Here is a 26,508-nt window from a genome sequence, read left to right on the forward strand (position 1 = left end):
CCGTCACATCTCCCGCGCGTCAGTGCTCGACGCCGTCCTCCAGCTTCTGGCCCCTGAGCAGGAACCAGGCCGCGACCGCCGTCGCGAGGAGGACCGTCGCGCCGACGCCGGCCGCGATCCGCAGACCGTCGACGAAGGCCTCCTGGGCGGCCGACACCAGGGCCGTCGCCGTGTCCGGGGCGAGGGCGCCGGAGGCCTCCACCGCGCCGCCGAGCGACTCGTGGGCGGCGGACGCGATGTCGGAGGAGACACCGGCCGGGGTGGCGAAGTCCCGGTAGACGCCGGTCACGATCGAACCGAGGACGGCGATACCGAGCGCGGCGCCCAGTTCGTATGCAGTCTCGGAGACCGCGGACGCGGATCCGGCCTGATCCTTCGGGACGCTGGAGAGGATCACGTCGGCCGTGACGGTGAAGGCGAAGCCCGCGCCCACACCGACGACGAGCAGGGCGGCGCCGAGCAGCGGGTAGTCGGTGTTCTGGTCGATCGTCGTCAGGACGGCGAGCGAGAGGCCGACCGCCGCGAGACCGCCGGCGACCACGGACCGTACGGAGAAGCGACGGGCCACCAGACCCGCGATCAGACCGGCCGTGACCGCGCCGACCGCCGCCGGGAGTTCGGCGAGTCCGGCCTCCAGGGGCTGGCGGCCCTGCACCAGCTGGAAGAACTGGGACAGGAAGAACACCAGGCCGGAGAGGCCCAGGATGGTCAGCAGGTCGGCGAGCACGGCGCCCGAGAAGCCGCGGTGGCGGAACAGACGCATGTCCAGGAGCGGCGCGGGCAGGGTCAGCTGCCTGCGGACGAACCAGGTCAGGGCGGCGGCTCCGAGGAGGGCGGCGACGCCCGCGTCGACGGAGAGGCCGTGCGAGGCCAGTTCCTTGATCGCGTAGACGATCCCGATCAGGCCGACGAGGGACAGCATGACGCTCGGCAGGTCCCAGGGGCCCGGGTTCGGGTTCTTCGACTCGGGGATCATCTTGATGCCGACGAGGACGAGGACGGCCATCACGGGCAGGTTGATGAGGAAGACCGAACCCCACCAGAAGTGCTCCAGGAGGAAACCGCCGACGACCGGTCCGACGGCGGCACCGGCCGAGGCCATGGCACCCCAGATGCCGATGGCGAGGCTGCGCTCGCGCGGGTCGTGGAAGAGGTTCCGGATGAGCGCCAGGGTGGACGGCATCAGGGTCGCGCCGGCGACGCCGAGCAGCGCGCGGGCCACGATCATCATCTCGGGGCTGGTCGCGTAGGCGTTCAGGACGGAGACGGCACCGAAGGCCGTGGCACCGATGAGCAGCAGCTTCTTGCGGCCGATGCGGTCACCGAGGCTGCCCATGGAGACCAGGAGTCCGGCGATGACGAACGAGTAGACGTCGCCGATCCAGAGCAGCTGGGTACCGGACGGCTTGAGGTCCTCGGAGAGGAAGGGGGTGGCGAGGCCGAGCACCGTGGCGTCCACCGCCACGAGGAGGACGGCCAGGACGAGGACGGAAAGGGCGAGCCACCGGCCGGGGCGGTGCACGCCCTCGATATGGTCCGGGTGCTTGATGGTGCTGGTGCTCACTTCTCCACGCTCCTGCGCGCTCCGCCGAGCAACAGCTCGACGATCATGTACTGGAAGTCCTTGGCGGCGACCCGGCCGTCCTGCACGGCCCAGGCGCCGGAACCGATGAGCCCGTAGAGGGCCTCGGTGAGCCAGGCGGGGGTCAGATCGATCCGGAAGGTGCCCTGCTCCTGGCCGCGCCGGAAGAGGTCGGAGACCCGGGCGTCGAGGCGGGCCCAGCCGTCGTTCTGCTGGTCGCCCTCGAAGAGCTGGTTCTCGGTCACGAGGAACGACAGCAGCGGAGCCATCGGCTCCACCCCGGCGACGAGCCGTCGTACGACCTCGTCGGCGGGCCCCTCGTCGAGGCGGGCCTGATCGACGGCCGCCTCCAGCTCCTGGAGCCCGAGCTCCTCCAGAGCCCTGACCAGGGCATCGCGCCCGGCGAAGTGCCGGTGCAGCGTGGCCCGACCGATCCCGGCGGCCCGCGCGACCTCGTCCATGGTGGCGGTCGCCTTGCGGGAGAGCAGGGCGGCGGCGCTGTGGAGCACCTGGGTGCGATCGACTGACATGAGACGACCATACACCGAATGAGACGTTGTTGTCTCACTGGACACGCGAGGGTCTCGCGAAGCCCATACGTACGACAGAAAGCGCCGCCGCCCTCCCGAATGGAGGGCGGCGGCGCTCTAGGACTACAGGGTCAGTTCTTCGCGGTGGCCCAGGCGTGCTGGATCACCAGGTCCGCCTTGACCTCGACGAGCTGGGTGGCGACCGCCGAGGGGGCGGTGCCGCCGCGGCCGTTGCGGGAGGCGAGGGCGCCGGGGACGTTGAGGACCGTGCGGACCTCGGGGGTGAGGTGCTCCGAGATCTTGACGAACTGCTCGTCCGTCAGCTCGTCCAGCTCCTTGCCCTCGGACTCCGCCACCTTCACGCACTCGCCGGCCACCTCGTGCGCCACCCGGAACGGCACGCCCTGCTTGACCAGCCACTCCGCGATGTCCGTCGCGAGCGAGAAGCCGGCCGGGGCCAGCTCCTCCATGCGCTCCCGGTTGACCGTGAGCGTGGCCATCATGCCGGTGAAGGCGGGGAGCAGGACCTCCAGCTGGTCACAGGAGTCGAAGACCGGCTCCTTGTCCTCCTGGAGGTCACGGTTGTAGGCGAGCGGGAGCGCCTTGAGCGTGGCGAGCAGACCGGAGAGGTTGCCGATGAGGCGACCCGACTTGCCACGGGCCAGCTCGGCGATGTCCGGGTTCTTCTTCTGCGGCATGATCGACGAGCCGGTGGAGAAGGCGTCGTGCAGGGTCACGAAGGAGAACTCCTTCGTGTTCCAGATGATGATCTCCTCCGCGATCCGCGAGAGGTTGATGCCGATCATCGCGGTGATGAAGGCGAACTCGGCGACGAAGTCGCGGGAGGCCGTGCCGTCGATCGAGTTGCCGACCGAACCACGCTCGAAGCCCAGGTCCTTGGCGACCGCCTCCGGGTCGAGCCCGAGGGAGGAGCCGGCGAGGGCGCCGGAGCCGTACGGGGAGACCGCCGTCCGGGTGTCCCACTGCCGCAGCCGCTCGGCGTCCCGGGAGAGGGACTGGGCGTGGGCCAGGACGTGGTGGGCGAAGAGCACCGGCTGGGCGTGCTGAAGGTGCGTACGGCCGGGCATGGCGACGTCCGAATGCGTCTCGGCGAGGCCGACGAGGGCGTCCTGGAGGTCGGCGACGAGGCCGCCGATGATCCGGGCGTGGTCGCGCAGGTACATCCGGAAGAGGGTGGCGACCTGGTCGTTGCGGGACCGGCCGGCGCGCAGCTTGCCGCCGAGGTCCGGGCCGACGCGCTCCAGGAGACCCCGCTCCAGGGCGGTGTGGACGTCCTCGTCGGCGATGGTGCCGACGAGGGAGCCGTCGGCGACGTCCGCCTCCAGCTGGTCGAGACCGGCGAGCATCCGGGTCAGCTCGTCCTCGGTGAGCAGCCCGGCCTTGTGCAGCACGCGCGCGTGGGCACGGGAACCGGCGATGTCGTACGGCGCGAGACGCCAGTCGAAGTGGACCGACGCGGACAGCTTCGCCAGGGCCTCGGCGGGCCCGTCGGCGAACCGTCCGCCCCAGAGCCGGACGTCACCGTTGTTGCTGCTCACAGCTGCTGCTCCTCGGGAGAGTGGGTACTACCGTCACCGCCTCGTCCGTACGCGGGACGAGGCGGCGACCTGTTCAACGGGGGCGGGTCACGCCAGGGTCGGCGGCGGCGCCGACATCACCCTGACGTAGGCATAACTATGCAATCCACCGTATGTTTTGTCAACGCGCTGCCCCGGGGCCCGAAATCCATGGGCGCCACCGCCGGCGCGCCACCTAGGCTCCGACCATGCGGAACAGCGCCTTCGACGAGCTCGAACACCACGTCGCCCGAGCCCTCGACCTGGGCGACACGGGTGCGTGGGCCGAGCTCGACGAGCACATCCGAGGTGCGCTCCGGTGGGGCCGCGTCCCGCCCACCCACGTCTGGTTCCCCGGCGTCACGCAGAGCCGTCTGCCCACCGATCCGGAGCTGGCCATCGCCCTGTGCGGCCCCGACGGCCGGATCAGGGAAGCCGCCCTCGCGTACGCGCCGGGCGCCCCCGCGCTGCTGCCCCTGGTGGTGATCCGGTGCGCCGACTGGGCCGAGCCGGTACGGGCACGGGCGCGCGCCGTGCTGGGTGCGGAGCTGCCGGGCCTGTCGCCCGAGGCTCTCGGCCCCATCACCGCCGTCGCCCTGCGGGTGGCCGGGCGGGGGCGCGGGAACGCCGCGAGTGAGCTGTTGGTCCGGCTTCTGCGCGAGGGACCGGAGGCCGATGCGACCGCCCTGCTCGGGTACGAGGACCGGGCGGTCCGGCGGCTCGCGCACCGGGTCGCCGTCGAGCGCGGCCTCCTCTCCCCCGCCCGGCTCGCGACGACTGCGGCCACGGACCCCGACGTGGTCGTCCAGGACCTGTGTGCGAGCGCGGCGATCACCGCCGCGGGCGACACCGTCGACGAGACCGTCCTCGCCCCCTTGCTGGGCTCCCGGACCGGCCGCGTGCGCGCGGCGGGCGTCACGGCGCTGCGCCGGGGCGGGCGGGCCGCCGAGGCCGAGCCGTTCCTGTACGACCGCTCCGCGCTCGTACGGGCCTGCGCCCGCTGGACACTGCGGCAGGCGGGTACGGATCCCCTGCCGCTGTACCGGGCCGCCTGCGCGGCCGGGGACCGGACGCCCCACTTCGCTCCGGTGGGTCTTGCCGAGTGCGGCGACCGGGCCACGGACGTGCCGACGCTCTGGGCGCTCATCGATCACGACCGGCCCCGGGTGCGGGCCGGCGCCGTGGTGGGGCTGCGGCTGCTTGACGCCGTCCGGCCCCAGAGGCTCGTACCACTGCTCGACGACAGTTCGCGGCGGGTCGTAGGTGAGACCGCGAAGGCGCTGGCCCCCCGGGCCGACCATCTTCCGGGCGAGGTGCCGTCCGATGCCCCGGCCGGTGTGCCGATCGACACACCGGCCGACACACCGGCCGGCACACCAGGCGCCGTACCGGTCGACGTACCGATCGACTCGGCGGGCCCGGAGCCGGGCGCATGGGCGCTCCGGGTGCTCCGTCTCGTCCTCGGGCGCAACCGCGGTCGGGCGACCGGCGCTTGAGACGGCAGCGCTCCCGGCCGACGGGAGTGGGCAGAATGCCGTCATGGGTAAGACATACGAACATATCGACGGACGGCTCCGTGCCTTCATCGAGGACCAGCCCGTCTTCTTCACCGCGACCGCTCCCCTCGCCGGCGACGGGCACGTCAACCTCTCTCCCAAGGGGCGCAAGGGCACCCTCGTGGTGCTCGACGAACTGACTCTCGCCTACATCGACTTCGGTGGCAGCAGCGCCGAGACCGTCGCGCATCTGCGGGAGCCGGGGAACGGGCGGATCACTCTCATGTGGACCGCGTTCTCCGGGCCGCCGACCGTCGTGCGGGTGCACGGGAGCGGGGAGGCCGTGCTGCGGGACGATCCGCGCTGGGGCGAGCTGTTCGCTCGGTTCCCGGCCGAGGCCGTCGAGGGGCAGGGCAGTGCGCGGGCGATCATCGTCGTGCACGCGCGGCGGGTCAGTGACGCCTGTGGGTACGCCGTTCCGCTGATGGAGTACCAGGAGGACCGGTCGCTGCACGCCGAGTACTTCAACCGGAAGACGGACGACGAGTTCAACGCGTACTGCGTGCGCAAGGACCACATCGCGACCAGCCTCGACGGGCTCCCGGCGCTGCCGCTCCCGCTGCCGCCGCTGCCCGCCGGTTAGCCCCGTACCGCGCGCGGGGTGCGGGACGCGGGCCTAGCCTCGCGCCCATGCGCACCCTTCTCGCTCTCGGCGCCGCCGCCCTGCTCTCCCTCGGCGCCGCGCCCACCCCCGCTCCGTTGCCCGCGCGCATGGCGGACACCGGTGGGGGCTCCCAGCTGATCACCGCCGAGGCCGCCGGGACCGGTTCCACGACGGGCACCCTGACCTGGTGGGACCGGCGCGGCGGGCGGTGGGTGGTGGCGGGGTCGGCGTCGGCCCGGTTCGGGGCGAAGGGGCTCGCCGAGGGCGGGCTGCGGCGGCAGGGGACGAACACCACGCCCACCGGGCTCTACCGGCTGCCGTACGCCTTCGGGATCGAGCCCGCGCCCGCGGGGACCTCGTACCGCTACGCGCGGGTGACCGAACGGTCCTGGTGGTGCCAGGACAACGACTCCCGCGCGTACAACCGCTGGGTCGAGGGGCTGCCCCGGGACTGCCGGGCCGCCGAGGCCGAGCATCTGGTCACGTACCGCCGGCAGTACGCGTACGGACTCGTCATCGGCTTCAACTACGACCGGCCGGTACGCGGGCGCGGGGCCGGAATCTTTCTGCACGTCAACGGGCGCGGGGCGACCGCCGGTTGCGTCTCCGTTCCGGCGGACGCGATGCGCGCGGTGCTCGCCTGGGCCGATCCCGCGCGCCGGCCTCACATCGCCGTCGGAACGCGGGGCGGCGGTCCGACGGCGATCACGCGCTACTGAACTCCGAGGCTCACTTCTGCGCCAGCTTCAGCAGGTGGTCCGCGAGCGCCTGGCCGCCCACCGGGTCGCGGCTGATGAGCAGCAGCGTGTCGTCACCCGCGATCGTGCCGAGGATCGCGCGGAGTTCGGCCTGGTCGATGGCCGACGCGAGGAACTGGGCGGCGCCCGGCGGGGTCCGCAGGACCACCAGGTTGGCGGACGCCTCGGCGGAGATCAGCAGTTCGCCGGAGAGGCGCCGCATGCGCTCCTCCTTGGCGGACTCGCCGAGCGGGGCCTGCGGGGTGCGGAAACCGCCCTCGCTGGGCACCGCGTAGATCAGCTCGCCGCCGGTGTTGCGGATCTTCACCGCGCCCAGCTCGTCGAGGTCGCGGGAGAGCGTCGCCTGGGTGACGCTCAGCCCGTCGTCCGCGAGGAGCTTGGCGAGCTGGCTCTGCGAGCGCACCGGCTGCCGGTTGAGGATGTCGACGATCCTGCGGTGGCGTGCGGTGCGGGTCTGCGGAACGGACGGCCCGCCGTGCTCGTTCTCCTGCGCGTCGGTCATCGTCGTCTCATTCTCCGGTTCGTCCTTGCCCGTTCGCCACGTCGAGGACTCCGGGCAGGGCCTGGAGGAAGGCGTCCGCCTCGGCGTCGGTGAGGACCAGCGGAGGCATGATCCGTACGACATCGGGGGCGGGCGCGTTCACCAGGAGGCCGGCGTCCTGAGCCGCCTGCTGCACCTGAGGTGCGAGGGACTCCGTGAGCACGATACCCAGCAGGAGGCCCGCACCACGGACGTGGGAGACCAGCGGGTGGTTCAGACCTTCGATTCCCTGCCTCAGCCGCTCCCCGACCGCCTTCACGTGGTCGAGGGCCGCATCGGCGCCGAGGGTGTCGAGAACGGCGAGTCCGGCGGCGCACGCGACCGGGTTGCCGCCGAAGGTGGTGCCGTGGTGACCGGGACCGAAGAGGTCCGCGGCGGGCCCGAAGGCGACGGTCGCGCCGAGCGGGAGGCCGCCGCCGAGGCCCTTGGCGAGGGTGACGACATCGGGCTCGACGCCCTCGTGGGCCTGGTACTCGAACCAGTGGCCGCACCGGCCGATGCCGGTCTGCACCTCGTCGAGGACGAGGAGGGTGCCGGTCGCGCGGGTGATCTCCCGGGCCGCCTTCAGGTAGCCGGCGGGCGGGACGACGACGCCGTTCTCGCCCTGGACGGGCTCGATGATCACGAGGGCGGTGTCCTCGGTGACGGCGGCGCGCAGCGCCTCCACGTCTCCGTACGGCACATGTGTCACGTCGCCGGGCAGCGGCAGGAACGGGGTCTGCTTGGCGGGCTGGCCGGTGAGCGCCAGGGCGCCCATGGTCCGGCCGTGGAAGCCGCCCTGGGTGGCGACCATGTGGGAGCGGCCGGTGAGCCGGCCGATCTTGAACGCGCCCTCGACGGCCTCCGCACCGGAGTTGCAGAAGAAGACCTTGCCGGCCCGGCCGAAGAGCGCGAGGAGCTTCTCGGCGAGGGCGACCGGGGGCTCGGCGACGAAGAGGTTGGAGACGTGGCCGAGGGTCTGGATCTGGCGGGTGACGGCCTCGACGATCGCCGGGTGGCCGTGCCCGAGGGCGTTGACGGCGATGCCGCCGACGAAGTCGAGGTACTCCTTGCCGTCGGCGTCCCAGACCTTGGCGCCCTCACCGCGGACGAGGGGCAGCCGGGGGGTGCCGTAGTTGTTCATCAGCGAGCCCTGCCACCGCTGGGTCAGCTGCTCGTTGCCGGGCTCCGTGGTGCCGCTCATCAGTCCCCCTGTCCGTCCGGCACGACCATCGTGCCGATGCCCTCGTCGGTGAAGATCTCCAGCAGGATCGAGTGCTGGACCCGGCCGTCGATCACGCGGGCCGTGGTGACCCCGTTCCGTACGGCGTGCAGGCAGCCCTCCATCTTGGGGACCATGCCGCTGGAGAGCTCGGGCAGCAGCTTCTCCAGCTGGCTCGCGGTGAGCCGGCTGATGACCTCGTCGCTGTTCGGCCAGTCCTCGTAGAGGCCCTCGACGTCGGTCAGCACCATCAGCGTCTCGGCGCCCAGCGCCGCAGCGAGTGCCGCAGCCGCCGTATCAGCATTGACGTTGTAGACATGTCCGTCGTCCTGGGAGCGGGCGATGGAGGAGATGACCGGGATCCGGCCGTCCTCCAGGAGCGCCTGGATGGCGCCGGTGTCGATGGCGGTGATCTCACCGACCCGGCCGATGTCGATCTGCTCGCCGTCCACGACCGGCCTGTGCCGGGTGGCGGTGATGGTGTGGGCGTCCTCGCCGGTGAGACCGACGGCGAGCGGGCCGTGCTGGTTGAGCAGCCCGACGAGCTCGCGCTGGACCTGGCCGGCGAGGACCATCCGTACGACGTCCATGGCGTCCTCGGTGGTCACCCGCAGGCCGGCCTTGAACTCGCTCACGATGCCGTGCCGGTCGAGGGCGGCGCTGATCTGCGGGCCGCCGCCGTGGACGACGACCGGCTTGAGGCCGGCCTGGCGCAGGAAGACGACGTCCTGGGCGAAGGCGGCCTTGAGGTCCTCGTCGATCATGGCGTTGCCGCCGAACTTGATGACGACCGTCTTGCCGTTGTGCCGCGTCAGCCAGGGCAGGGCCTCGATGAGGATCTGGGCCTTGGGGAGCGCCTTGTGCTTGCGGGTCGTGCTTTCCGCCGGATCCCTGGGGTCGCTCATGACGAGTACGCGCTGTTCTCGTGGACGTAGTCGGCGGTGAGGTCGTTCGCCCAGATGACCGCGGACTCGGTGCCGGCGGCGAGGTCGGCGGTGATGGTGACCTCCCGGTAGCGCATGTCGACGAGTTCGCGGTCCTCGCCGACGGAGCCGTTCTTGCAGACCCAGACGCCGTTGATGGCGACGTTGAGCTCGTCGGGCTCGAAGGCTGCCTGCGTCGTGCCGATGGCGGAGAGCACCCGGCCCCAGTTGGGGTCCTCGCCGTGGATGGCGCACTTGAGGAGGTTGTTACGGGCGATGGACCGGCCCACCTCGACGGCGTCGTCCTCGGTGGCGGCGTTGATCACCTCGATACGGATGTCCTTGCTGGCACCCTCGGCGTCGCCGATGAGCTGGCGGGCGAGGTCGTCGCAGACCTCCCGTACGGCCTCGGTGAACGCGTCCTGCGCCGGGGTGACGCCGGAGGCGCCGGAGGCGAGGAGGAGGACGGTGTCGTTGGTGGACATGCAGCCGTCGGAGTCGACCCGGTCGAAGGTGACGCGGGTGGCGCCCCGGAGCGCGCTGTCCAGGCCCTCGGCGTCGACGTCGGCGTCGGTGGTGAGGACGACGAGCATCGTGGCGAGGCCGGGGGCGAGCATGCCCGCGCCCTTGGCCATGCCGCCGACCGTCCAGCCCTCCTTGGTGACCACCGACGTCTTGTGGACGGTGTCGGTGGTCTTGATGGCGATGGCGGCCTTCTCGCCGCCGTGCTCGGAGAGTTCGGCCGCGGCCTTCTCGACGCCGGGGAGGAGCTTGTCCATGGGGAGCAGGAGGCCGATGAGGCCGGTGGACGCGACGGCGACCTCGCCGGCGCCGACGTCCGTGCCCTTGGCGCTGAGGACCTCGGCGACCTTCTCTGCGGTGGCGTGGGTGTCCTGGAAGCCCCGGGGGCCGGTGCAGGCGTTGGCGCCGCCGGAGTTGAGGACGACGGCGGTCAGCTCGCCGTCGGCGAGGACCTGCTGGGACCAGACGACGGGGGCGGCCTTGACGCGGTTGGAGGTGAAGACTCCCGCGGCGGCGCGGCGGGGCCCGGTGTTGACCACGAGGGCGAGGTCCGGGTTGCCGTTCTGCTTGATCCCGGCGGCGATGCCCGCTGCCGTGAATCCCTTCGCTGCGGTGACGCTCACTGTGCTTCTCCGTTCGCTTCTCCGCCCGCGCGGCGCAGCGGTGCGGGCTTCGTCCTCGTCTGCGGACCGGTGGCCGAGCGTGCGTCGCTCACGGCGCGACTCCGATCGTGGAAAGTCCTGTGTCCTCGGGGAGCCCGAGGGCGATGTTCATGCTCTGTACCGCGCCGCCGGCGGTGCCCTTGGTGAGGTTGTCGATGGCGCTGATCGCGATGATCCGGTTCGCCGCCGCGTCGTACGCGACCTGTACCTGAACGGCGTTGGAACCGTAGACGGACGCCGTCGCCGGCCACTGCCCCTCCGGGAGCAGGTGGACGAACGGCTCGTCCGCGAAGGCCTTCTCGTACGCGGCCCGTACGGTTTCGGCGGTGACGCCCGGCTTCGCGGTGGCGGTACAGGTGGCGAGGATGCCGCGGGGCATCGGTGCCAGGGTCGGCGTGAAGGAGACGGTGACCCGCTCCCCCGCCGGTCCGCTGAGGTTCTGGATCATCTCGGGCGTGTGGCGGTGGCCGCCGCCGACGCCGTACGGGGACATGCTGCCCATGACCTCGCTGCCGAGCAGGTGCGGCTTGGCCGCCTTGCCGGCGCCGGAGGTCCCGGAGGCGGCGACGATCACGGCCTCGGGCTCGGCGAGCCCGTTCTCGTACGCGGGGAAGAGCGCGAGCGAGACGGCGGTCGGGTAGCAACCGGGCACCGCGACCCGCTTGGACCCCTCAAGGGCGGTGCGGGCACCCGGCAGTTCGGGGAGCCCGTACGGCCAGGTTCCGGCGTGCGGGGAGCCGTAGTACGTCTCCCAGTCGGCGGGCTCCTTGAGCCGGAAGTCGGCGCCCATGTCGACGACGAGGACGTCCGGGCCGAGCTGCTCGGCGACGGCGGCGGACTGGCCGTGCGGCAGGGCGAGGAAGACGACATCGTGCCCGGCGAGCTCGTCGGCGGTGGTGGGCACGAGGACGCGGTCGGCGAGCGGCAGCAGGTGGGGCTGAAGGGCCCCGAGTCGCTGGCCGGCGTTGGAGTGGCCGGTCAGGGCGCCGATCTCCACGTGGGGGTGGGCGAGAAGCAGACGCAGGAGCTCTCCGCCCGCGTATCCGCTCGCACCCGCCACTGCTACTCGTACCGTCATCGAAACCCTCCTCATGGATGGCATGACTATACGTGTCGTCGCAGTTTTATGCAACGACGTGCGGTGAGCGCCGGCCCCGCAGGCGCGCCCGGAGGTGCGACCCGCCCTCCACCTCCATTTTGGCGCGCGCCCGCCTTTCGCTCACGCCCGTCGCGGGACGCCGCGCCGCGCGACATCAGGCTGCTCACATCGGGCGGGAGCCCTTATATTCCTTGACAGGAATATTCTCTGCAGAGAATACTTGCCCTCATGGACGACGCCGACCCCCTCCTCGCCGCACTGGCCGACCCGGCCCGCTGGCGGCTCGTACGCCTGCTGGCCGAGCGGCCCCGCCCGGTCGGCGTCCTCGCCCAGCTCGCCGAGGCGCGGCAGCCGCAGACGACCAAGCATCTGCAGACGCTCGAGCGGGCCGGTGTCGTCACCTCCCAGCGCTCCGGGCAGCGCCGGGTCTACGCCCTCCGGCCCGGCCCCCTGCGGGATCTGGCGGCCGCGCTCGGCCGACTCGCCGACACCGCAGAGGAGGCCGGCGGGTCGCGTGAGACGTACGAGCGTTACGGGCTCAGCCTCGCGAGCGAGCGGCTGGCGGCGGAGGAGCCGGGATGGGCGGACGATCGGTCGTTCCGGTTCCACCGGTCACTGACCGGCGGGCCCGAGGCGGTCTGGCGGCACCTGACCGAGACCGCCCTGCTCACCCACTGGTGGACACCCGACGACCTGCGCGTCTCCGAGCTCGTCTTCGAGGCCCGGCCGGGCGGGCGCATCCTCCTGGAGTACCGCGACGCCGAGGACACCGAGGGGACCGACCCGGCCGCCGGCCGGGGGGAAGGTGTCGTCGACACCGCACACCCCGGCGAGCGACTCGCCTACCGGCTCTCCCCCCGCCTGCCCGACGGCAGCCCCGCCTTCACGGCCCACGTCGACTTCGACCTCCGGCCCGCCGACACCGGGACCGGCTCCGGCACGGACCTCGACGTCCGCTACCGGATCACCGACAGCACGGTCGACTCCGCCGACTTCATCGCGGGCATCGAGATCGGCTTCGGCCAGAGCCTCGACAAGCTCGTCACCGCCGTCGGCGCAGCTCACGGCACGACTCCCCCAGCAGCCCGCACCGAAGGAAAGCAGGCACAGCCATGACCAGCCCCACCGGACGCAAGGTGACCGCCAACATCGCCCTGACCCTCGACGGGCGCTACAACGGCCCCGGCGGGCCGGGAGACATCTCCGCGATCCTCCCGTACGCCACCACCGAGGTCGCCCGGAACCACCTCACCCGCATCTGGGAGAACGCGACGACCGCGCTGCTCGGCCGCGTCAACGCCGAGGGTTTCCTGGGGTACTGGCCGACGGTCGCGGCGGACGAGAACGCCGACCCGCGCGACCGCGGATACGCGAAGTGGCTCGTCGACACGGAGAAGGTGGTCCTGTCGACCACCCTCGCCGAAGCCCCGTGGGAACGCGCGCGCGTGGCGAACGCCCCGGCCGCCGATGTCGTCGCCGAGCTCAAGGCCGGCGGCGAGGGCGACATCCTGGTCAACACCAGCCCGAGCATCACCAAGGCACTCCTCGCCACGGATCTGATCGACCGGCTGCACCTGCTGATCTGCCCGGAGATCGCCGGGGGCGGGCAGCGGCTCTTCGACGACGGCCTGCCCGGCTCGCGATGGAAGCTCACCCGCCAGGAGACCGGCGAGCTGGGCGAGACGGCCCTGGTCTACGACCGGGTGCGCTGAGCGCCACGACGGCGCATGCTGGCCCTACGACCGACAGTCATGCGCGTCGGGCCGACGGAACAGCGTGCCGGGCCCGACGGAACGGGCCCCACGGGGTGCCGGACGAGGCGATTCCACACTCGCCCACCGGCACCCCTTTGCATGACCATGCGAGATGATGCATACTCTTCCTATGTCCAAGGTCCTCACCTCCCTGCCCGCCGGCGAGCGCGTCGGCATCGCCTTCTCCGGCGGCCTCGACACCTCCGTCGCGGTCGCATGGATGCGCGACAAGGGCGCCATCCCGTGCACCTACACCGCCGACATCGGCCAGTACGACGAGCCCGACATCGCCTCGGTGCCCGGCCGCGCCAAGACCTACGGTGCCGAGATCGCGCGCCTGGTCGACTGCCGCGCAGCGCTGGTCGAGGAGGGTCTTGCCGCACTCACCTGCGGGGCGTTCCACATCCGCTCCGGCGGCCGCGCCTACTTCAACACCACCCCGCTCGGCCGGGCCGTCACCGGCACCCTCCTCGTCCGGGCCATGCTCGAGGACAACGTCCAGATCTGGGGCGACGGCTCGACCTTCAAGGGCAACGACATCGAGCGGTTCTACCGCTACGGTCTGCTCGCCAACCCGCACCTGCGGATCTACAAGCCCTGGCTGGACGCGGACTTCGTGACGGAGCTCGGCGGCCGCAAGGAGATGTCGGAGTGGCTGGTCGCCCACGACCTGCCGTACCGCGACAGCACCGAGAAGGCGTACTCCACCGACGCCAACATCTGGGGTGCCACCCACGAGGCCAAGACGCTGGAGCACCTCGACACCGGCGTGGAGACCGTCGAGCCGATCATGGGCGTGCGGTTCTGGGACCCGTCGGTCGAGATCGAGACCGAGGACGTCACGATCGGCTTCGCGCAGGGCCGGCCGGTGTCCATCAACGGCAAGGAGTTCGCCTCCGCCGTCGACCTCGTCATGGAGGCCAACGCCATCGGCGGCCGCCACGGCATGGGCATGTCGGACCAGATCGAGAACCGGATCATCGAGGCCAAGAGCCGTGGCATCTACGAGGCGCCCGGCATGGCCCTGCTGCACGCGGCGTACGAGCGGCTGGTCAACGCGATCCACAACGAGGACACCCTCGCCCAGTACCACAACGAGGGACGGCGCCTCGGCCGGCTGATGTACGAGGGCCGCTGGCTGGACCCGCAGGCGCTGATGGTGCGGGAGTCGCTCCAACGCTGGGTCGGCGCGGCCGTCACCGGCGAGGTCACGCTGCGGCTGCGGCGCGGCGAGGACTACTCGATCCTCGACACGACGGGCCCGGCGTTCAGCTACCACCCGGACAAGCTGTCCATGGAGCGCACCGAGGACTCGGCCTTCGGGCCGGTGGACCGGATCGGCCAGCTCACGATGCGGAACCTCGACATCGCCGACTCCCGCGCCAAGCTGGAGCAGTACGCGGGCCTCGGCCTGCTCGGCACCGGCAGCCCCGCGATCGGTGCCGCCCAGGCGGCCGCGACCGGTCTTATCGGCACCCTGACGGAGCTTCCCGAGGGTGGCGCGGAGGCCATCGCGTCCCGCGGCGAGGCCGCCGACGAGGACGAGATGCTGGACCGCGCCGCGATGGAGTTCGGCACGGACTGACCCACCCCTGTCGAGCACGGCACTCGCCACCCCCGTCGAGTGCCGTGCTCGCCCCCGTCGAACGCCACGCTCGGCACCCCCGTCGAACGCCACGCTCGGCACCCCCGTCGAGCGCCACGCTCGGCACCCCCGGAAGGCCGGCTCGACGTCCCCCGCGTCGAGCCGGCCTTCCGTTGTCCCGGCCCCTTGCCTCCCCCGCACTCCCCCCGGAAATAATGCGCGGGGCTCCGCTTGCGGAGACAGGATGATCAGAAGGGGGCGGAGCCGTGAACGGCCCGCCCCGGGGGGAGTACGGAATGACAGAGACGGCACCCGCTGTCGCGACGGCGGTACGGGACTGCCCCGAGTGCGGCGCCCACGTGGCGGACGGCGGGCGGTACGTCACCTGGTGTGCCGCGTGCGACTGGAACGTGGACCCCGAGGTGCGGGACGAGGAGACGCCGGGGCGCGTCGAGCGGCTGCGGCGGCGCCTGGCCCGGCGGGACGGGGAGCAACTCCTCGCCGAACTCACGGAACTCGGTGAGCCCCAGGATTCCGGGGCACGCGGCGAATCCGCCGCGCACCGGCCCACGTCCCGGCGCGGGGTGGCCGGCGGCCTGGCCGTGGGGCTCGCGGTGGCGGTGCACGGCGTGACCCTCGCGCTGCTCGCGGGCGGACTGTGGCTGATCGTCGCGTGCTGGGGCGAAGGCTTCCTGCCTGCCTTCGGGGCCCTGGCGCTCGGCCTCGCCGCCGTGCTCCGGCCCCGGTTCAGCAGCCTCACGAAGGCCGAGAAGCACCGGCCGGTCCTGCGCAGGCCGGACGCGCCCCGGCTCTTCGCCCTCCTCGACGAGGTCGCGGAGAGCGTCGGCACGACGGGGGTGGTCGCCGTGGTGATCGACGCCGACGCCAATGCCTCGGTCAGCACGTACGGCATACGGCAGCGACGCGTGCTCCACATCGGTCTCGGACTGTGGCAGATCCTGACCCCGCAGGAGCGCATCGCGCTCCTCGGCCACGAGTTCGGGCACTACTCCCACGGGGACACCCGGCGCTCCCTCCTCGTCGGGAACGCGTTCCACTCCCTCGGCACCTGGCGCTACACCCTGGCTCCGCAGCAGACCGAGAGCCTGATGGACCACTTCGTGAACCTGATGACCGCTCCGCCCCGGCTGCTCGTCGACGGCGTCCTCGTCGTCCTGGAGCATCTGACCCTGCGCGATGCGCAGCGCGCCGAGTATCTCGCCGACTCCGCCGCCGCGCGGGCGGCGGGCACGGAGGCGGCTGCCGCGCTCATGGACCGGCTCCTCATCGCCGGCAGCGTCGCCGGCGAACTCGCCCGGGAATCCGTGGCGGCGCGGACCCGTATCGGCGGCGCACGCCGCGAGGATCCGGCCGAAGGGCTGTGGGAACGCCTGGCCGCCCATGCCGCGTCGGTGCCCGAGCGCGAGTACGAGCGGCTGCGCCGGGTCGCGGAGCGGCGCGGGCACCAGGTGGACTCCACGCATCCGCCGACCCATCTCCGCCACCGGAGGCTGACGCGGGGCACGCGGGTCGAGGCCGGGATCGTCTTGGCCCCGCCGAGGGCCGTGGAGGTGGATGCGGAGCTCGCCGGGGCTCGGCTGACCATCGCCCGGGAGCTCGTACGGGGCTGACTCCACGACGGCGGCGGCCGGTTCTGTCACATCGCGGTGGGTCCTCACGTCAACGCGGTGAAGGAACCGACGAGGAGCGAGGCGCCATGCACGACGACACCTTTCCGACCGCCCTGGCCGGGCGTTTCGACGTCCACGAGGAGCAGTTGCGGCGCGTGGCCCTGCGCATGACGGGCTCGCCCGCCGAGGCCGAGGAGGCGCTCGCGGCGGTGCGGGCGGGGCTGGGACGGGACGACGGGGCGTCGCTACGGGTCTGGCTGACGGCACTGGTCGCTCAGGAGTGTGTGCGGGGGCTTCGGAAGCGGCCTGCGGGCGACGGGCCCGGCCGGCGGGGCGCGAGCGGTGACGCGACCGGGGCCGGGGTCGAATCCGTATGGCTCGCGCTGTTCTTCGTACTGGAGTCCCTGGGCACCGAGGAGCGGCTCGCCTACGTGCTGCACGACGTGTTCGGGCTGCCGCCGTACGAGACGGCGCGCATCACCGGTGGCTCCCCCGAGGAGGTGGCACGGCTCGCCCGGCGGGCCCGGGAGCGGGTCCGGGGGCACGGGGCGGCACGTACCGAAGGGGGCGCGGGGCGGCAGCGGGCGGTGGTGGAACGCTTCCTGGCCGCCGCACGCGCGCGTGACGCCCGCGTGCTCGCGGCCGTCCTCGACCCGGACGTGATCGCCTACTCCGAGCGGGGCCCGGTGCACGGCGCGCCGGCCGTCGCCGAGGGGGCGGCCGCGTTCGCGCGGTTCGCGGACGTGGCCCGGCCCGCGCTGGTCGACGGGGCCGTCGGGGCGGTCGCCTACGTCGACGGCCGGCCGGTCTCCGCCGTGGCGTTCACCCTGCGCCGGGACCGGATCGTCACCCTGTCCGTCACCACCGGGGAGGACCGGGTACGCGCGCTGGACCTGGCGTTTCCCGATGGGTGACGGGGCGTCGCCGGGCGGGGAGGGCGGGCTCGGGACGAAAGTCCGGTGCGCCGGGGCACCCTCCTCCGTTAGCGTCGGGAGCATGTCTATGCCCCGAATCTCCTAGCTGAGGACTCACTCCCACGCCACCCGTGTGTCCTCAAGCCTTTTCGGAGCGTTACTCCATGATCACCGTTCGTGGTGCCGACGTGCGCGTCGGCGCCCGGCTCCTGCTGTCCGGCGTCTCCTTCCACATCGCCCCCGGCGACCGGATCGGCCTCGTCGGCCGCAACGGCGCCGGCAAGACCACCCTCCTCGACACCCTCGCCGGGCTGCGCACCCCTGCCGCCGGCACCGTCACCCGCACCGGCTCCGTCGGGCATCTCGCCCAGGATTCGCGAGCCGCCGACCCCACCCTGACCGTCACCGACCGGATTCTCTCCGCGCGCGGCCTCGACCAGGCGGTCCGGCGGCTCGCCGAGGCCGCCCGCCGGCTCGGTGAGGCACCCGACGCGCGGGCGCTCGCCGCGTACGACCGGGCCGAGTCCGCCTTCGAGGCGGGCGGCGGCTACGCGGCCGAGGCGGAGGCCGCCCGGGTCGCCGCCGGCCTCGGGCTGCCCGCCGAAGTCATGGACCGGCCCGTCGGCCGGCTGTCCGGCGGCCAGAAGCGCCGGGTCGAACTGGCCAGGATCCTCTTCGCAGGTCACGGCCGCGACGACACCCTGCTGCTCGACGAGCCGACCAACCACCTGGACGCCGACTCGATCGGCTGGCTGCGTGGCCACCTCGCCGCCCACCGGGGCGGTCTCGTGTTGATCAGCCACGACGTGCGTCTCCTCGCCGACACCGTCAACCGGGTCTTCCACCTCGACCCGGCGCGCGCCGCGCTCGACGTCCACAACACCGGCTGGGAGGTGTACCTCGCCCAGCGGGAGTCCGACGAGCGGCGCCGGGTGCGCGAGCGTGCCAACGCCGAGCGCAAGGCGGCGGCGCTGCACGCGCAGGCGGACCGCATGAAGTCCCGGGTGGCGACGGCGACGACGGCCCGCAGCATGGCGCGTCGGGCCGACCGGATGCTCGCCGGGCTCGACCCGGCCCGCCAGGCCGAACGGGTCGCCCGCATCCGGCTGCCCGAACCCGCGCCCTGCGGCCGGATGCCGCTGGGGGCGGTCGCGCTCACCAAGGCGTACGGGGCGGGCCCGGTGCTCGACGGGGTGGACCTCGCCGTGGACCGGGGCAGCCGACTTGTCGTGCTCGGTCTCAACGGGGCCGGCAAGACGACCCTGTTGCGGCTCCTCGCCGGGCAGGAGACCCCCGACGCGGGACGGGTCGTGCGCGGGCACGGGCTGCGGCTCGGCTACTTCGCCCAGGAGCACGACACGCTCGATCCGGGCCGTACGGTCCGGGAGAACCTCGCCGACGCGGCTCCGCATCTGACGGACGGCGAGGTACGGGCGGTCCTGGGCGCGTTCCTGTTCCGGGGCGACGACGCGGACAAGCCGGCCGGGGTGCTCTCGGGCGGCGAGAAGACCCGCCTCGCGTTGGCGGCCCTGGTCCACTCGGGTGCGAACGTCCTGCTCCTGGACGAGCCCACGAACAACCTGGACCCCGCCTCCCGCGACGAGGTCCTGGCCGCGGTGGGCACGTACCCGGGCGCGATCGTGATGGTCACGCACGACGAGGAAGCACTCGACGCCCTGCGCCCCGAGCGGGTCCTGCTGCTGCCGGACGCGGACGAGGACCTGTGGAGCGAGGAGTACCGGGGGCTCGTGGGCCTGGCCTGACGGCCGGCCCGAGGTCGGCCGGGCGTGATCGGCGGGTCGTGCGTGGTCGGCGGCCCGGTCGGGATCGGCGGAGCGGCCAGTCGGTCGGCCGGGCAGTCGGTGGGCCCGTCGGCTCGGCCCGGCCCGGCACGGCCGTCAGCCCGGTGCGACCGGGAGGGCGGCCTGCCTCGCCAGGCCGGTGCCGGGCGGTGGGGCCGAGCGGGACGCCAGTTCGTCGCGCAGCCGCGTGAGACGGGCGATCTCCTCGTCGAGGGCCGCGATCCTGCGGCTCACGACCGGGGACGCCTGGACGCAGACGCCCTCCGGGACCTGGCGGGAGCGCAGTGCCGCCACGTCCAGGAGGGGCAGGCGGTCCACGCACGCGCGTACGTCCTCGATCGTCAGGCCGAGGGCGAGGAGTTCGCGCACGACCCGGACGCGCGCCACGTCGTCCGGGCCGTAGCGCCGCTGGCCGGTCGGGGTGCGGACCGGTGGCGGGAGGAGTCCGCGCTGCTCGTAGAAGCGCAGGGCCCGGGGTGTGGTCCCCGCCGCCGCTGCCGCGTCACCGATCCGCATACCGCCCTGCCCTCCGTCGTCTCCGGCACTCCCCGGTCACGTCACACCAACTCGACCACGACCGCGCCGAGATGGCGTCCCCGCATCACCTCACGCAACGCCTCGGCGGCCCGTTCCATGCCCGCCACCCGTACGTGCGGGAAGGTGATCGACCCGCCCCGGAGCCAGTCGCCGAAACGGGCCCGCCACTCGCCCTCCGTCTCCGGGTGGTCCAGCGGGCTGAAGCCGCGCAGTGAGATCCGCTTGAGGACGAGGGGGTACGAATCGAGCTCCACGCGCGCGGTGGCTCCGGTCCCCTCGGGGTCGAGCTGTCCGGAGAGCGCGCCGACGAGGACCCCTCGGGCCCCGGGGCGGGCCGCCGTGACCGCTGCGCTCAGCTGCTCGCCGCCGACCGTGTCGAGGATGACGTCGAGGCCTTCCGGCGCGGCCTCGGCGAGTTGCGCGGCGAACGGCACGTCCGAGCCTCGGACGAGCGCCGCGTCGTAGCCGAGTTCGGCGACGAGCCGCTCGGCCTTGGCCGGCGACCCGGTGCTGCCGATCACCCGGCCCGCGCCGAGGAGCCGGGCGATCTGCCCGGCCATCGTCCCGACGGCGCCGGCGCCGCCGGTCACGAGGACCGTGTCCCCCGCGCGTACCTCCGCGCCCCGGGTGAGGGCCGCGTACGCCGTCCAGCCCTGCGAGAGATGGGCGACCGGGTCGGGCAGGTCCTCGCCGAGCGGCGTGCAGGAGCCCACCGGCACGCACGCGTACTCGCGCCAGCCCTGCCAGTGGGAGACGAGCTCTCCGGGGCGCGGACCACCGTCGGACGCGTTCGACACGACCTCGCCGACGGCCGCGCCGAAGAGCGGGTCGCCCGGCTCGACGGGCGGGAAGGGAGCACCGGCGACACCGCCGCCGATCAGGGTCCGCAGCGCGGCGGAGACCGCGAACCAGCGGTTCCGAACGAGGACTTCGCCGGGCGCGGGCACCGGGCGCTCGGTGCGGACGAGGTCGAGGTGCTCGGGTCCGGGGAGGCCGTGAACGGGACGGTTGCGCAGCCGGATCTCGCGGTGGGTGGCCATGGGGTGCTCCAGGAGGAGGGGATCGGGTCGGCCGGACCGTAAACCCTGACCCGCACGTCAGGGTCAAGTCCGTGGAGGGCGGGGGAGATCCCGGAGGCAGGATCGACGGAGCAGCACCTAGCCTGGAGACATGATCATCGATGCGCTGACCCGGGTACGGGTCGCCCGCCCCTCGCGGGACCTGGCCGCCGCCGAGCGGTTCTACGTCGACGGGCTCGGGCTCGACGTGGTGTGGCGGAGCACCGAGCGGGTGCCGGGCAAGCACGATCTGCTCATGGTCGGGCCCGCGGACGGCAGCTGGCACTTCGAGCTGACCCGTGATCCCGAGCGTCCGCTGGAGCCGGCCCCAACCGTCGACGACCTGTTCGTGGTCTATCTCGGGGCGCCCGTGGAGGAGGAGCAGGTGGAGCGGCTCCTCGCCGCCGGCGGGACGCGGGTGGCGGCGCACAACCCGTACTGGGACGAGTACGGCGTGACCGTCGCCGATCCCGACGGGTACCGGCTCGTCCTGTGCTCCCGCACCTGGGGCAGATGACGGCGGGGCGCGGCCCGAAGGCCGCGCCCCGTCCGAAGGATCGGTGGCAGGTCCAGGGCCTGTCCGACCCTGATCTGCCGGACGGGCCGGCCCTAGGCGGCGGTCCGCACCGCGCGCAGGACCACGAACTTGGCGTCGCTCGCGACCAGTTCGCTGTTGCCGAAGATGCGGCGGAGCGTGACGTGGTAGCCGAGGTGGCGGTTGCCGATGACCCACAGTTCGCCGCCCGGCCGCAGCGCGTGCCGCGCGTCGGTGAACATCCGGCGGGCCGTACGGTCGGTGGTGGCCTGGTGGGTGTGGAACGGCGGGTTGTTGAGGACGAGGTCCACCGAGCCGGCGGGCAGGTCGGAGAGCCCGTCGCCGACGATGAACTCGGCCTTGCGTCGGTCGCCCACGTGGGTACGGAAGTTCTCCTCGGCCGAGGCGACCGCCTGGTACGACTCGTCGGTGAAGACCAGTTCCGCGTCGGGTTCGTGGAGGGCGATGGCGAGGCCGACCACGCCGTTGCCGCAGCCGAGGTCGGCGACGCGTGCCCTGCCGATGCCGCCGGGCAGGTTCGCGAGGAGGAAGCGGGTGCCGATGTCGAGGCGGTCGGCGCAGAAGACCCCGGCGTGGTTGGTGACGGTCAGACCGGGGAGCCCGGGCGCGGGTGTGTCCGCCGGGAGGTCGTACCGGTGCGGCCAGGGGTTCGGGCGCGGGGTGATGGCGGGGTCGGGCGTGGTGTCGATCAGCCGCGCCTTCTTCACCGCGAGCGAGGTACGGGTGGGCCCGAGGATCCGCTCGAAGAGCCGCAGGGTGGAGGTGTGGATCTCCTTGACCATGCCGGTGCCGATGATCACGGTGCCCTCGTGCACGGCGGGTGCGAGCCGGTGCAGCTGGTCCTCCAGGAGCGCGAGGCTCTTGGGGACGCGGACGAGGAGGACGTCGATCCGCTCGGGCGGCGGGTCCTGGGTGGTGAGGAGCCGGACGGCGTCCGGGGCGGCCCCGGCGCGCGCGAGGTTGGCGCGCGTGGCCTGCCGGCCGAGGTACGAGTCGGAGATCTGGACGAGCTCTCCGGGGCCGGCGGCCTGGAGTGCGGTGACGAGGGCTCCCCAGCGGTCGCCGAGGACGGCGACGGTGCCGGACAGGTCGGTACCCTCCTCGGCCAGCCGGCCCAGGAGGTACTCGTCGGACGCGTCCCAGGCGCGCAGCTGATCGCGCGGGTCCTCGGGATGGCGGGTCAGCGTGAAGGCGCCCCATGACGTGGTCAAACGGTTCATCGTGCTCTCAGGCTAGCCGGTCGCGGGCACTCTCTCCCCCCGCCACGTGCTCGCCGGCGGCAACGACGGGTCCCTCCCTGAGGCCGGCGAGGAGGCTCCGGGCGTTCGCGGGGCCCGCACCCGGCCGCCGCGCCGCGGGATGACGGGTCAGTGGAGGGCCGCGCCGAGCTGGAGGTGCCAGAGGCCGGGGCGGCCGGTGAGGGTGACGGTGGAGAGGGGGCGGACGTCGACGTTCCAGTACGTGGCGGGTGGCGCCTTCAGGGCGTACACGAGGGCGGCCCGTACGACGGAGGGCTCGGCGACGGCGACGATGGCGCCGTCGTCGGCGGGGCGGGTGTCGAGCCAGTTCCCTATCCGGGTGATGAAGGCGAGGAGCGGTTCGCCGCCGTGCGGGGCGGTACGGGCGTCGGTGAGCCAGGCGTCGACGGCGGCCGGTTCGAGGGCGGCGACCTCGGCGAGGGTCAGGCCGCGCCAGCGGCCCATGTCGCAGTCGCGGAGCGCGGGCTGGGCGAGGGGCGCGTAGCCGAGGGCGGTGCCGGTGGCACGGCTGCGCGGCGTCGGGGAGCAGTAGCGGAGTTCGGCCGCGCCGAGCGGGACGAGCGCGGGCGCGGCCTGCTGCACCTCGTACCAGCCGGCCTCGTCCAGTGGCCGGTCGTCGTCGAAGCGTTCGGCGAGCAGGGAGGAGCTGCGTGCCGCCGTGACGAGCGTCACCCGAAGACCCATGGGCGCGATCGTGAGGCCGAAGGCTCCGCAGGTCAAGGGGTCATTCCCCGGGGCCGGAGGGGCTCCGGTTCACTGCTGCCCGAGAGCCATCCACTTGTCCGGATTCTGTAGTGGCGTGAAACCGACCTTCTCGTACACACCGTGCGCGTCGGCGGTGGCGAGCATGATGCGACGCAGTCCGTACGGCGCGAGACGGTCGCGGACGGCGGTGACGAGCGCGGTGCCGAGGCCTGTGCCGCGGGCCGGGCGGTCGACGTAGACGTCGCAGAGCCAGGCGAAGGTGGCGTAGTCGGTGACGACGCGCGCGTAGGCGGCCATCTCACCGGTCTCGCGGACGTAGGCACCGAGGTTGAGTGACGCCGCGATGGCCCGGTCCTGCTTCTCCCGAGGTCGGCCGTGGGCCCAGTAGGAGTCCGTGGACAGCCAGTGGTGCACGCGGGCGGCGTCGATCCGTGCCGGGTCGGCTGAGATCTCGTACGCCCCGTGCATGACGGGGGTGTCCGTGGTCGTGCTGTCGCTCATGGCCGAAGCGTTCCAGTGACTCCGGGTCTTGTCAGGTGAATTTGCCGGGGGCCGGGTACCCGACGGGACCGGGCTGGGACGGGCGAACTCCCCGGGCGGCCCGTCCCCGGCGCTCAGGCGGTGAGTTCGTCGACCGCCGCCCGCAGGCGGCGCACGCCCTCCGCGATCTCGGCGGGGCCCGCGACACCCGCGAAACTCAGCCGGATGTGCCCGGCGGGGGGTTCGGCGCAGAAGTACGGGCGGCCGGGGGCCGCGGCCACGCCGGTCCGCAGGGCGGTGGCGAGGAGGGCGGCTTCGGGGACGTCGTCGGGGAGGCGCGGCCAGAGGTGGTAGCCGCCGTAGGGAATGTGCGGCAGGGCGAACGTGGGCAGCCGGTGGGCGACCGCCCCGGCCAGCACGTCCCGCCGGCTCTTGAGCTCCTGCGCGACGGCCCGCAGATGGCGATGCCAGGCGGGCGAGCCGACGAGTTCGAGCGCGGCCTCCTGGAGGGGCCGCGGGACGAAGAAGCTGTCGACGACCTGGATGGCGCGGAGGCGTTCCAGGACGGGGCCCCGGGCGGCGAGGGCGCCGACCCGCAGGTTGGGCGAGGTGACCTTGGTGAGCGAGCAGACGTGGACGACGACGCCGTCGGGGTCGTCGGCGGCGAGCGGGGCGGGGAGCGGCGGCGCGTCCTCGTGGACGAGACGGCGGGCGAAGTCGTCCTCGACGACGAAGGCTCCGGCGGCCCGGGCGATACGCACGACCTCACGGCGCCGCTCGGGGGCGAGTACCGCGCCTGTCGGGTTCTGGAAGAGGGGCTGGCAGACGAAGACCCTGGCCCCGGTGGCGCGGAACGCGGCTTCCAGGAGCTCGGGGCGGACTCCGTCGGCGTCGACGGGTACGGGGACGGGGCGCAGTCCGGCGGCGCGGGCGACGGCGAGCATGCCCGGGTAGGTGGGCGACTCGACGAGGACGGGGGTGCCGGGTGGGGCGAGGGCCCGCAGGGCGGTGGTGATGGCGGACTGACCGCCGGCGGTGACGAGGAGGTCGGCGGCCGTGATGCTGCCGCCGATCTCGCGGGCGAACCACTCACGCAGCTCGGGCAGGCCGTCGGTGGGCGGCCTGCCCCAGGCGCCGGGGCGGCGTCCCGCTCGGGCGAGGGCGTCGGCGAGGGCCCGCTCGGGCTGGAGGGAGGGGTGGAGGTAGCCGCCGTTGAACTCGATCACACCGGGCGGCGGCGTGGCCAGCGTGACGAGGACGCCGGAGGCGTCGACGGCCCGGGGAACGAGTTCGGTGGCGGTGTCGGCGCTGAGGGCGACCTCCTGCCAGGAGGTGTCGCCCACGACGGGGGTGGCGGCGCGGGGCTCGGCGCGGAAGGCGCCGGCCCCGGGGCGGGTGACGACGAGCCCCTCGGCGGCGAGCTGTGCGAGGGCCCGGGTGACGGTCACCGGGGAGACCCGATAGCGCTCGACGAGTGCGCGACTGGACGGCAGCTTTCCACCTGGCGAGTAGCGGTTCAGTTCCGCCCTCAATGAATGTGCCAGTTCCGCGACACTGCTACGCTCGGTCATGAGAGCACAGGATAGCGCTACCGCCCCCATGACGATAGCGGTCGCCACGACGGACGGAAGCGGCGCCGGCCATGACGGAGGCGTCACCCGTCACGACGGAGGCACCCGCGCCGGAAGCACCTCCGCCGCGGCCGCCCCGGCCGGCTCCACCGACGCGAGCGGCAGCCGCACCGACCCGCTCCCCCGTGGCACCCTGCTCGCCCTCCTCGGCGTGGTCTGCTTCTCGCTCACGTTCCCGTCGACCGCCTGGGGCCTGGAGAGCTTCGGCCCGTGGTCCCTCGTGGCCGTGCGCTCCATGCTCGCCGCCCTCATCGCGGGCGCGTTCCTCCTCGTCGGCCGGGTGCCGCTGCCGGAGCGGCGCCACTGGGCGGGCATCGCCGTGGTCGCCGGCGGTGTCGTCATCGGCTTCCCGCTCCTGACGACCCTCGCCCTGCAGACCTCCACCACCTCGCACGCCGCCGTCGTCGTCGGCCTGCTGCCGCTCACCACGGCCACCTTCGCCGCGCTGCGGACCAAGCGCCGGCCGTCCCGTACCTTCTGGTTCGCCGCCGCGTCCGGCGCGGTCGTCGTGCTCGCCTTCACCGTCCAGCAGAGCGGCGGGGCCGTGTCGAAGGGCGATCTCTACCTCTTCGGCGCGCTCCTCGTGTGCGCGGCCGGCTACACCGAGGGCGGCCGGCTCGCCCGGCTCATGCCGGGCTGGCACGTCATCGGCTGGGCCCTGATCCTCTGCCTGCCGCTGATGGCGGTCGGCTCGGCTGTGGCACTGGCCGTGGAGCCGGTCCATCTGAACGCCCACGGCGTCATCGGCCTGGCCTGGGTCGCGGCCGGTTCCACCTTCTTCGGTCTGTACGTCTGGTACCGGGGCATGGCGTCGATCGGCATCCCCAAGGCGAGCCAGCTGCAGCTCGCGCAGCCGCTTCTCACCTTGATCTGGTCGGTCGTCCTGCTCGACGAGACCCTGCCGCCGGCGGCCCCGATCGCGGCGGTCGCGGTGCTCGTCTGCATCGCCGTGACCCAGCGGGCGAAGAGCTGACGCGACGGATCGGGGTGACTCACGTCACAATGGCAGACATAGACTCCGAACAGGACAGGTCCGCACAG

Annotated in this window: 25 protein-coding genes; 11 read left to right on the plus strand and 14 right to left on the minus strand. The window is 73.0% G+C overall.

Translation table 11 applies throughout. The features are described from left to right. Positions 1-19: 19 nt before the first annotated feature. The 3 genes from OG462_RS10570 to argH all read right to left on the minus strand — a co-directional run bounded on the left by OG462_RS10570 (position 20) and on the right by argH (position 3,671). A complete protein-coding gene (locus OG462_RS10570) occupies positions 20-1,564 on the minus strand; it encodes an MFS transporter (RefSeq protein WP_406056698.1) in 1,545 nt (514 codons plus the stop codon). Further along, complete coding sequence (locus OG462_RS10575; RefSeq protein ID WP_406056700.1) at positions 1,561-2,112, minus strand: TetR/AcrR family transcriptional regulator; 552 nt, start codon at positions 2,110-2,112, stop codon at positions 1,561-1,563. The genes OG462_RS10570 and OG462_RS10575 overlap by 4 nt, the downstream gene beginning before the upstream one ends. 131 nt (positions 2,113-2,243) lie before the next feature. Continuing rightward, positions 2,244-3,671, minus strand: a complete 1,428-nt coding sequence (gene argH / locus OG462_RS10580; RefSeq protein WP_406056702.1) for an argininosuccinate lyase — start codon at positions 3,669-3,671, stop codon at positions 2,244-2,246. Positions 3,672-3,898: 227 nt separating this feature from the next. Here argH and OG462_RS10585 point away from each other — a divergent pair, with 227 nt between their 5' ends. From OG462_RS10585 to OG462_RS10595, 3 genes are read left to right on the plus strand one after another with little or no spacing between them, the layout of a single operon-like run. Continuing rightward, positions 3,899-5,185 carry a hypothetical protein gene (locus tag OG462_RS10585; RefSeq protein ID WP_406056704.1) on the plus strand — a complete coding sequence of 429 codons (1,287 nt, stop codon included), beginning with the start codon at positions 3,899-3,901 and terminating at the stop codon, positions 5,183-5,185. A gap of 43 nt (positions 5,186-5,228) precedes the next feature. Then, entirely contained in the window at positions 5,229-5,828 is a 600-nt protein-coding gene (locus tag OG462_RS10590) for a pyridoxamine 5'-phosphate oxidase family protein (protein WP_406056706.1), read from the plus strand. 47 nt (positions 5,829-5,875) lie between these two features. Next, entirely contained in the window at positions 5,876-6,568 is a 693-nt protein-coding gene (locus OG462_RS10595; protein WP_406056707.1) for a L,D-transpeptidase family protein, read from the plus strand. 10 nt (positions 6,569-6,578) lie between these two features. Here OG462_RS10595 and OG462_RS10600 read toward each other — a convergent pair whose 3' ends face one another. The 5 genes from OG462_RS10600 to argC all read right to left on the minus strand — a co-directional run bounded on the left by OG462_RS10600 (position 6,579) and on the right by argC (position 11,534). Then, positions 6,579-7,109, minus strand: a complete 531-nt coding sequence (locus OG462_RS10600; RefSeq protein ID WP_406056709.1) for an arginine repressor — start codon at positions 7,107-7,109, stop codon at positions 6,579-6,581. 7 nt (positions 7,110-7,116) lie between these two features. Beyond that, positions 7,117-8,331 (minus strand): acetylornithine transaminase, encoded by a 1,215-nt coding sequence (locus tag OG462_RS10605; protein WP_406056711.1) that lies wholly within the window; start codon positions 8,329-8,331, stop codon positions 7,117-7,119. Continuing rightward, positions 8,331-9,254, minus strand: coding sequence for an acetylglutamate kinase (argB, locus tag OG462_RS10610; protein WP_406056713.1), 924 nt, complete (start codon positions 9,252-9,254; stop codon positions 8,331-8,333). Before argB ends, OG462_RS10605 begins: the two co-directional genes overlap by 1 nt. Then, positions 9,251-10,417, minus strand: coding sequence for a bifunctional glutamate N-acetyltransferase/amino-acid acetyltransferase ArgJ (argJ, locus tag OG462_RS10615; RefSeq protein WP_406056715.1), 1,167 nt, complete (start codon positions 10,415-10,417; stop codon positions 9,251-9,253). The genes argB and argJ overlap by 4 nt, the downstream gene beginning before the upstream one ends. A gap of 88 nt (positions 10,418-10,505) precedes the next feature. Beyond that, entirely contained in the window at positions 10,506-11,534 is a 1,029-nt protein-coding gene (gene argC, locus OG462_RS10620) for an N-acetyl-gamma-glutamyl-phosphate reductase (RefSeq protein WP_406056717.1), read from the minus strand. Positions 11,535-11,783: 249 nt separating this feature from the next. Between argC and OG462_RS10625 the strand changes: the two genes are divergently transcribed. The 6 genes from OG462_RS10625 to OG462_RS10650 all read left to right on the plus strand — a co-directional run bounded on the left by OG462_RS10625 (position 11,784) and on the right by OG462_RS10650 (position 19,202). After that, on the plus strand, positions 11,784-12,671 hold the full coding sequence (locus OG462_RS10625) for a metalloregulator ArsR/SmtB family transcription factor (protein ID WP_406056719.1): 888 nt from the start codon (positions 11,784-11,786) through the stop codon (positions 12,669-12,671). Continuing rightward, on the plus strand, positions 12,668-13,267 hold the full coding sequence (locus tag OG462_RS10630) for a dihydrofolate reductase family protein (protein WP_406056721.1): 600 nt from the start codon (positions 12,668-12,670) through the stop codon (positions 13,265-13,267). The genes OG462_RS10625 and OG462_RS10630 overlap by 4 nt, the downstream gene beginning before the upstream one ends. A gap of 172 nt (positions 13,268-13,439) precedes the next feature. Continuing rightward, positions 13,440-14,894: an argininosuccinate synthase gene (gene argG / locus OG462_RS10635; protein ID WP_406056723.1), complete on the plus strand. Its 1,455-nt coding sequence runs from the start codon at positions 13,440-13,442 to the stop codon at positions 14,892-14,894. Positions 14,895-15,190: 296 nt separating this feature from the next. Beyond that, on the plus strand, positions 15,191-16,525 hold the full coding sequence (locus tag OG462_RS10640; RefSeq protein WP_406056725.1) for a M48 family metallopeptidase: 1,335 nt from the start codon (positions 15,191-15,193) through the stop codon (positions 16,523-16,525). 86 nt (positions 16,526-16,611) lie between these two features. Then, a complete protein-coding gene (locus tag OG462_RS10645; protein ID WP_406056726.1) occupies positions 16,612-17,439 on the plus strand; it encodes a sigma factor-like helix-turn-helix DNA-binding protein in 828 nt (275 codons plus the stop codon). A gap of 164 nt (positions 17,440-17,603) precedes the next feature. Beyond that, on the plus strand, positions 17,604-19,202 hold the full coding sequence (locus tag OG462_RS10650; RefSeq protein WP_406056728.1) for an ABC-F family ATP-binding cassette domain-containing protein: 1,599 nt from the start codon (positions 17,604-17,606) through the stop codon (positions 19,200-19,202). Positions 19,203-19,337: 135 nt separating this feature from the next. On the opposite strand, the gene OG462_RS10655 is transcribed toward OG462_RS10650, so the two are convergent. Next, a complete protein-coding gene (locus OG462_RS10655; protein ID WP_406056730.1) occupies positions 19,338-19,757 on the minus strand; it encodes a MerR family transcriptional regulator in 420 nt (139 codons plus the stop codon). 41 nt (positions 19,758-19,798) lie between these two features. Continuing rightward, positions 19,799-20,818 (minus strand): MDR family NADP-dependent oxidoreductase, encoded by a 1,020-nt coding sequence (locus OG462_RS10660; RefSeq protein WP_406056732.1) that lies wholly within the window; start codon positions 20,816-20,818, stop codon positions 19,799-19,801. Positions 20,819-20,948: 130 nt separating this feature from the next. Here OG462_RS10660 and OG462_RS10665 point away from each other — a divergent pair, with 130 nt between their 5' ends. After that, complete coding sequence (locus OG462_RS10665; RefSeq protein ID WP_406056734.1) at positions 20,949-21,353, plus strand: VOC family protein; 405 nt, start codon at positions 20,949-20,951, stop codon at positions 21,351-21,353. Positions 21,354-21,445: 92 nt separating this feature from the next. On the opposite strand, the gene OG462_RS10670 is transcribed toward OG462_RS10665, so the two are convergent. From OG462_RS10670 to OG462_RS10685, 4 genes are all read right to left on the minus strand, one after another. After that, positions 21,446-22,612 carry a methyltransferase gene (locus OG462_RS10670; RefSeq protein WP_406056735.1) on the minus strand — a complete coding sequence of 389 codons (1,167 nt, stop codon included), beginning with the start codon at positions 22,610-22,612 and terminating at the stop codon, positions 21,446-21,448. A 147-nt stretch (positions 22,613-22,759) separates the two neighbouring features. Beyond that, the gene (locus OG462_RS10675) at positions 22,760-23,335 is read right to left on the minus strand and encodes a histidine phosphatase family protein (protein WP_406056737.1); all 576 of its coding nucleotides are present in this window, start codon (positions 23,333-23,335) and stop codon (positions 22,760-22,762) included. A 69-nt stretch (positions 23,336-23,404) separates the two neighbouring features. Next, positions 23,405-23,857 (minus strand): GNAT family N-acetyltransferase, encoded by a 453-nt coding sequence (locus OG462_RS10680; protein ID WP_406056739.1) that lies wholly within the window; start codon positions 23,855-23,857, stop codon positions 23,405-23,407. A gap of 113 nt (positions 23,858-23,970) precedes the next feature. Further along, the gene (locus OG462_RS10685; RefSeq protein ID WP_406056741.1) at positions 23,971-25,407 is read right to left on the minus strand and encodes a PLP-dependent aminotransferase family protein; all 1,437 of its coding nucleotides are present in this window, start codon (positions 25,405-25,407) and stop codon (positions 23,971-23,973) included. On the opposite strand from OG462_RS10685, the gene OG462_RS10690 reads away from it, so the two are divergent. Next, entirely contained in the window at positions 25,406-26,440 is a 1,035-nt protein-coding gene (locus tag OG462_RS10690) for a DMT family transporter (RefSeq protein WP_406056743.1), read from the plus strand. The genes OG462_RS10685 and OG462_RS10690 overlap by 2 nt on opposite strands. Positions 26,441-26,508 lie beyond the last annotated feature (68 nt).

It is taken from the genome of Streptomyces sp. NBC_01077 (assembly GCF_045162855.1).
Taxonomy (GTDB): Bacteria; Actinomycetota; Actinomycetes; order Streptomycetales; family Streptomycetaceae; genus Streptomyces.

What these genes read in the sequence shown, in the direction of transcription:
- OG462_RS10685 (WP_406056741.1), bottom strand. Translation starts at nt 25,407, where the DNA reads ATGACCGAGCGTAGCAGTGTCGCGGAACTGGCACATTCATTGAGGGCG.
- OG462_RS10680 (WP_406056739.1), bottom strand. Translation starts at nt 23,857, where the DNA reads ATGAGCGACAGCACGACCACGGACACCCCCGTCATGCACGGGGCGTAC.
- argG (WP_406056723.1), top strand. Translation starts at nt 13,440, where the DNA reads ATGTCCAAGGTCCTCACCTCCCTGCCCGCCGGCGAGCGCGTCGGCATC.
- OG462_RS10625 (WP_406056719.1), top strand. Translation starts at nt 11,784, where the DNA reads ATGGACGACGCCGACCCCCTCCTCGCCGCACTGGCCGACCCGGCCCGC.
- argB (WP_406056713.1), bottom strand. Translation starts at nt 9,254, where the DNA reads ATGAGCGACCCCAGGGATCCGGCGGAAAGCACGACCCGCAAGCACAAG.
- OG462_RS10670 (WP_406056735.1), bottom strand. Translation starts at nt 22,612, where the DNA reads ATGAACCGTTTGACCACGTCATGGGGCGCCTTCACGCTGACCCGCCAT.
- OG462_RS10665 (WP_406056734.1), top strand. Translation starts at nt 20,949, where the DNA reads ATGATCATCGATGCGCTGACCCGGGTACGGGTCGCCCGCCCCTCGCGG.
- OG462_RS10655 (WP_406056730.1), bottom strand. Translation starts at nt 19,757, where the DNA reads ATGCGGATCGGTGACGCGGCAGCGGCGGCGGGGACCACACCCCGGGCC.
- OG462_RS10595 (WP_406056707.1), top strand. Translation starts at nt 5,876, where the DNA reads ATGCGCACCCTTCTCGCTCTCGGCGCCGCCGCCCTGCTCTCCCTCGGC.
- OG462_RS10590 (WP_406056706.1), top strand. Translation starts at nt 5,229, where the DNA reads ATGGGTAAGACATACGAACATATCGACGGACGGCTCCGTGCCTTCATC.
- OG462_RS10650 (WP_406056728.1), top strand. Translation starts at nt 17,604, where the DNA reads ATGATCACCGTTCGTGGTGCCGACGTGCGCGTCGGCGCCCGGCTCCTG.
- OG462_RS10690 (WP_406056743.1), top strand. Translation starts at nt 25,406, where the DNA reads ATGAGAGCACAGGATAGCGCTACCGCCCCCATGACGATAGCGGTCGCC.
- OG462_RS10645 (WP_406056726.1), top strand. Translation starts at nt 16,612, where the DNA reads ATGCACGACGACACCTTTCCGACCGCCCTGGCCGGGCGTTTCGACGTC.
- OG462_RS10605 (WP_406056711.1), bottom strand. Translation starts at nt 8,331, where the DNA reads ATGAGCGGCACCACGGAGCCCGGCAACGAGCAGCTGACCCAGCGGTGG.
- argC (WP_406056717.1), bottom strand. Translation starts at nt 11,534, where the DNA reads ATGACGGTACGAGTAGCAGTGGCGGGTGCGAGCGGATACGCGGGCGGA.
- OG462_RS10660 (WP_406056732.1), bottom strand. Translation starts at nt 20,818, where the DNA reads ATGGCCACCCACCGCGAGATCCGGCTGCGCAACCGTCCCGTTCACGGC.
- OG462_RS10640 (WP_406056725.1), top strand. Translation starts at nt 15,191, where the DNA reads ATGACAGAGACGGCACCCGCTGTCGCGACGGCGGTACGGGACTGCCCC.
- OG462_RS10630 (WP_406056721.1), top strand. Translation starts at nt 12,668, where the DNA reads ATGACCAGCCCCACCGGACGCAAGGTGACCGCCAACATCGCCCTGACC.
- OG462_RS10585 (WP_406056704.1), top strand. Translation starts at nt 3,899, where the DNA reads ATGCGGAACAGCGCCTTCGACGAGCTCGAACACCACGTCGCCCGAGCC.
- OG462_RS10575 (WP_406056700.1), bottom strand. Translation starts at nt 2,112, where the DNA reads ATGTCAGTCGATCGCACCCAGGTGCTCCACAGCGCCGCCGCCCTGCTC.
- OG462_RS10675 (WP_406056737.1), bottom strand. Translation starts at nt 23,335, where the DNA reads ATGGGTCTTCGGGTGACGCTCGTCACGGCGGCACGCAGCTCCTCCCTG.
- OG462_RS10600 (WP_406056709.1), bottom strand. Translation starts at nt 7,109, where the DNA reads ATGACCGACGCGCAGGAGAACGAGCACGGCGGGCCGTCCGTTCCGCAG.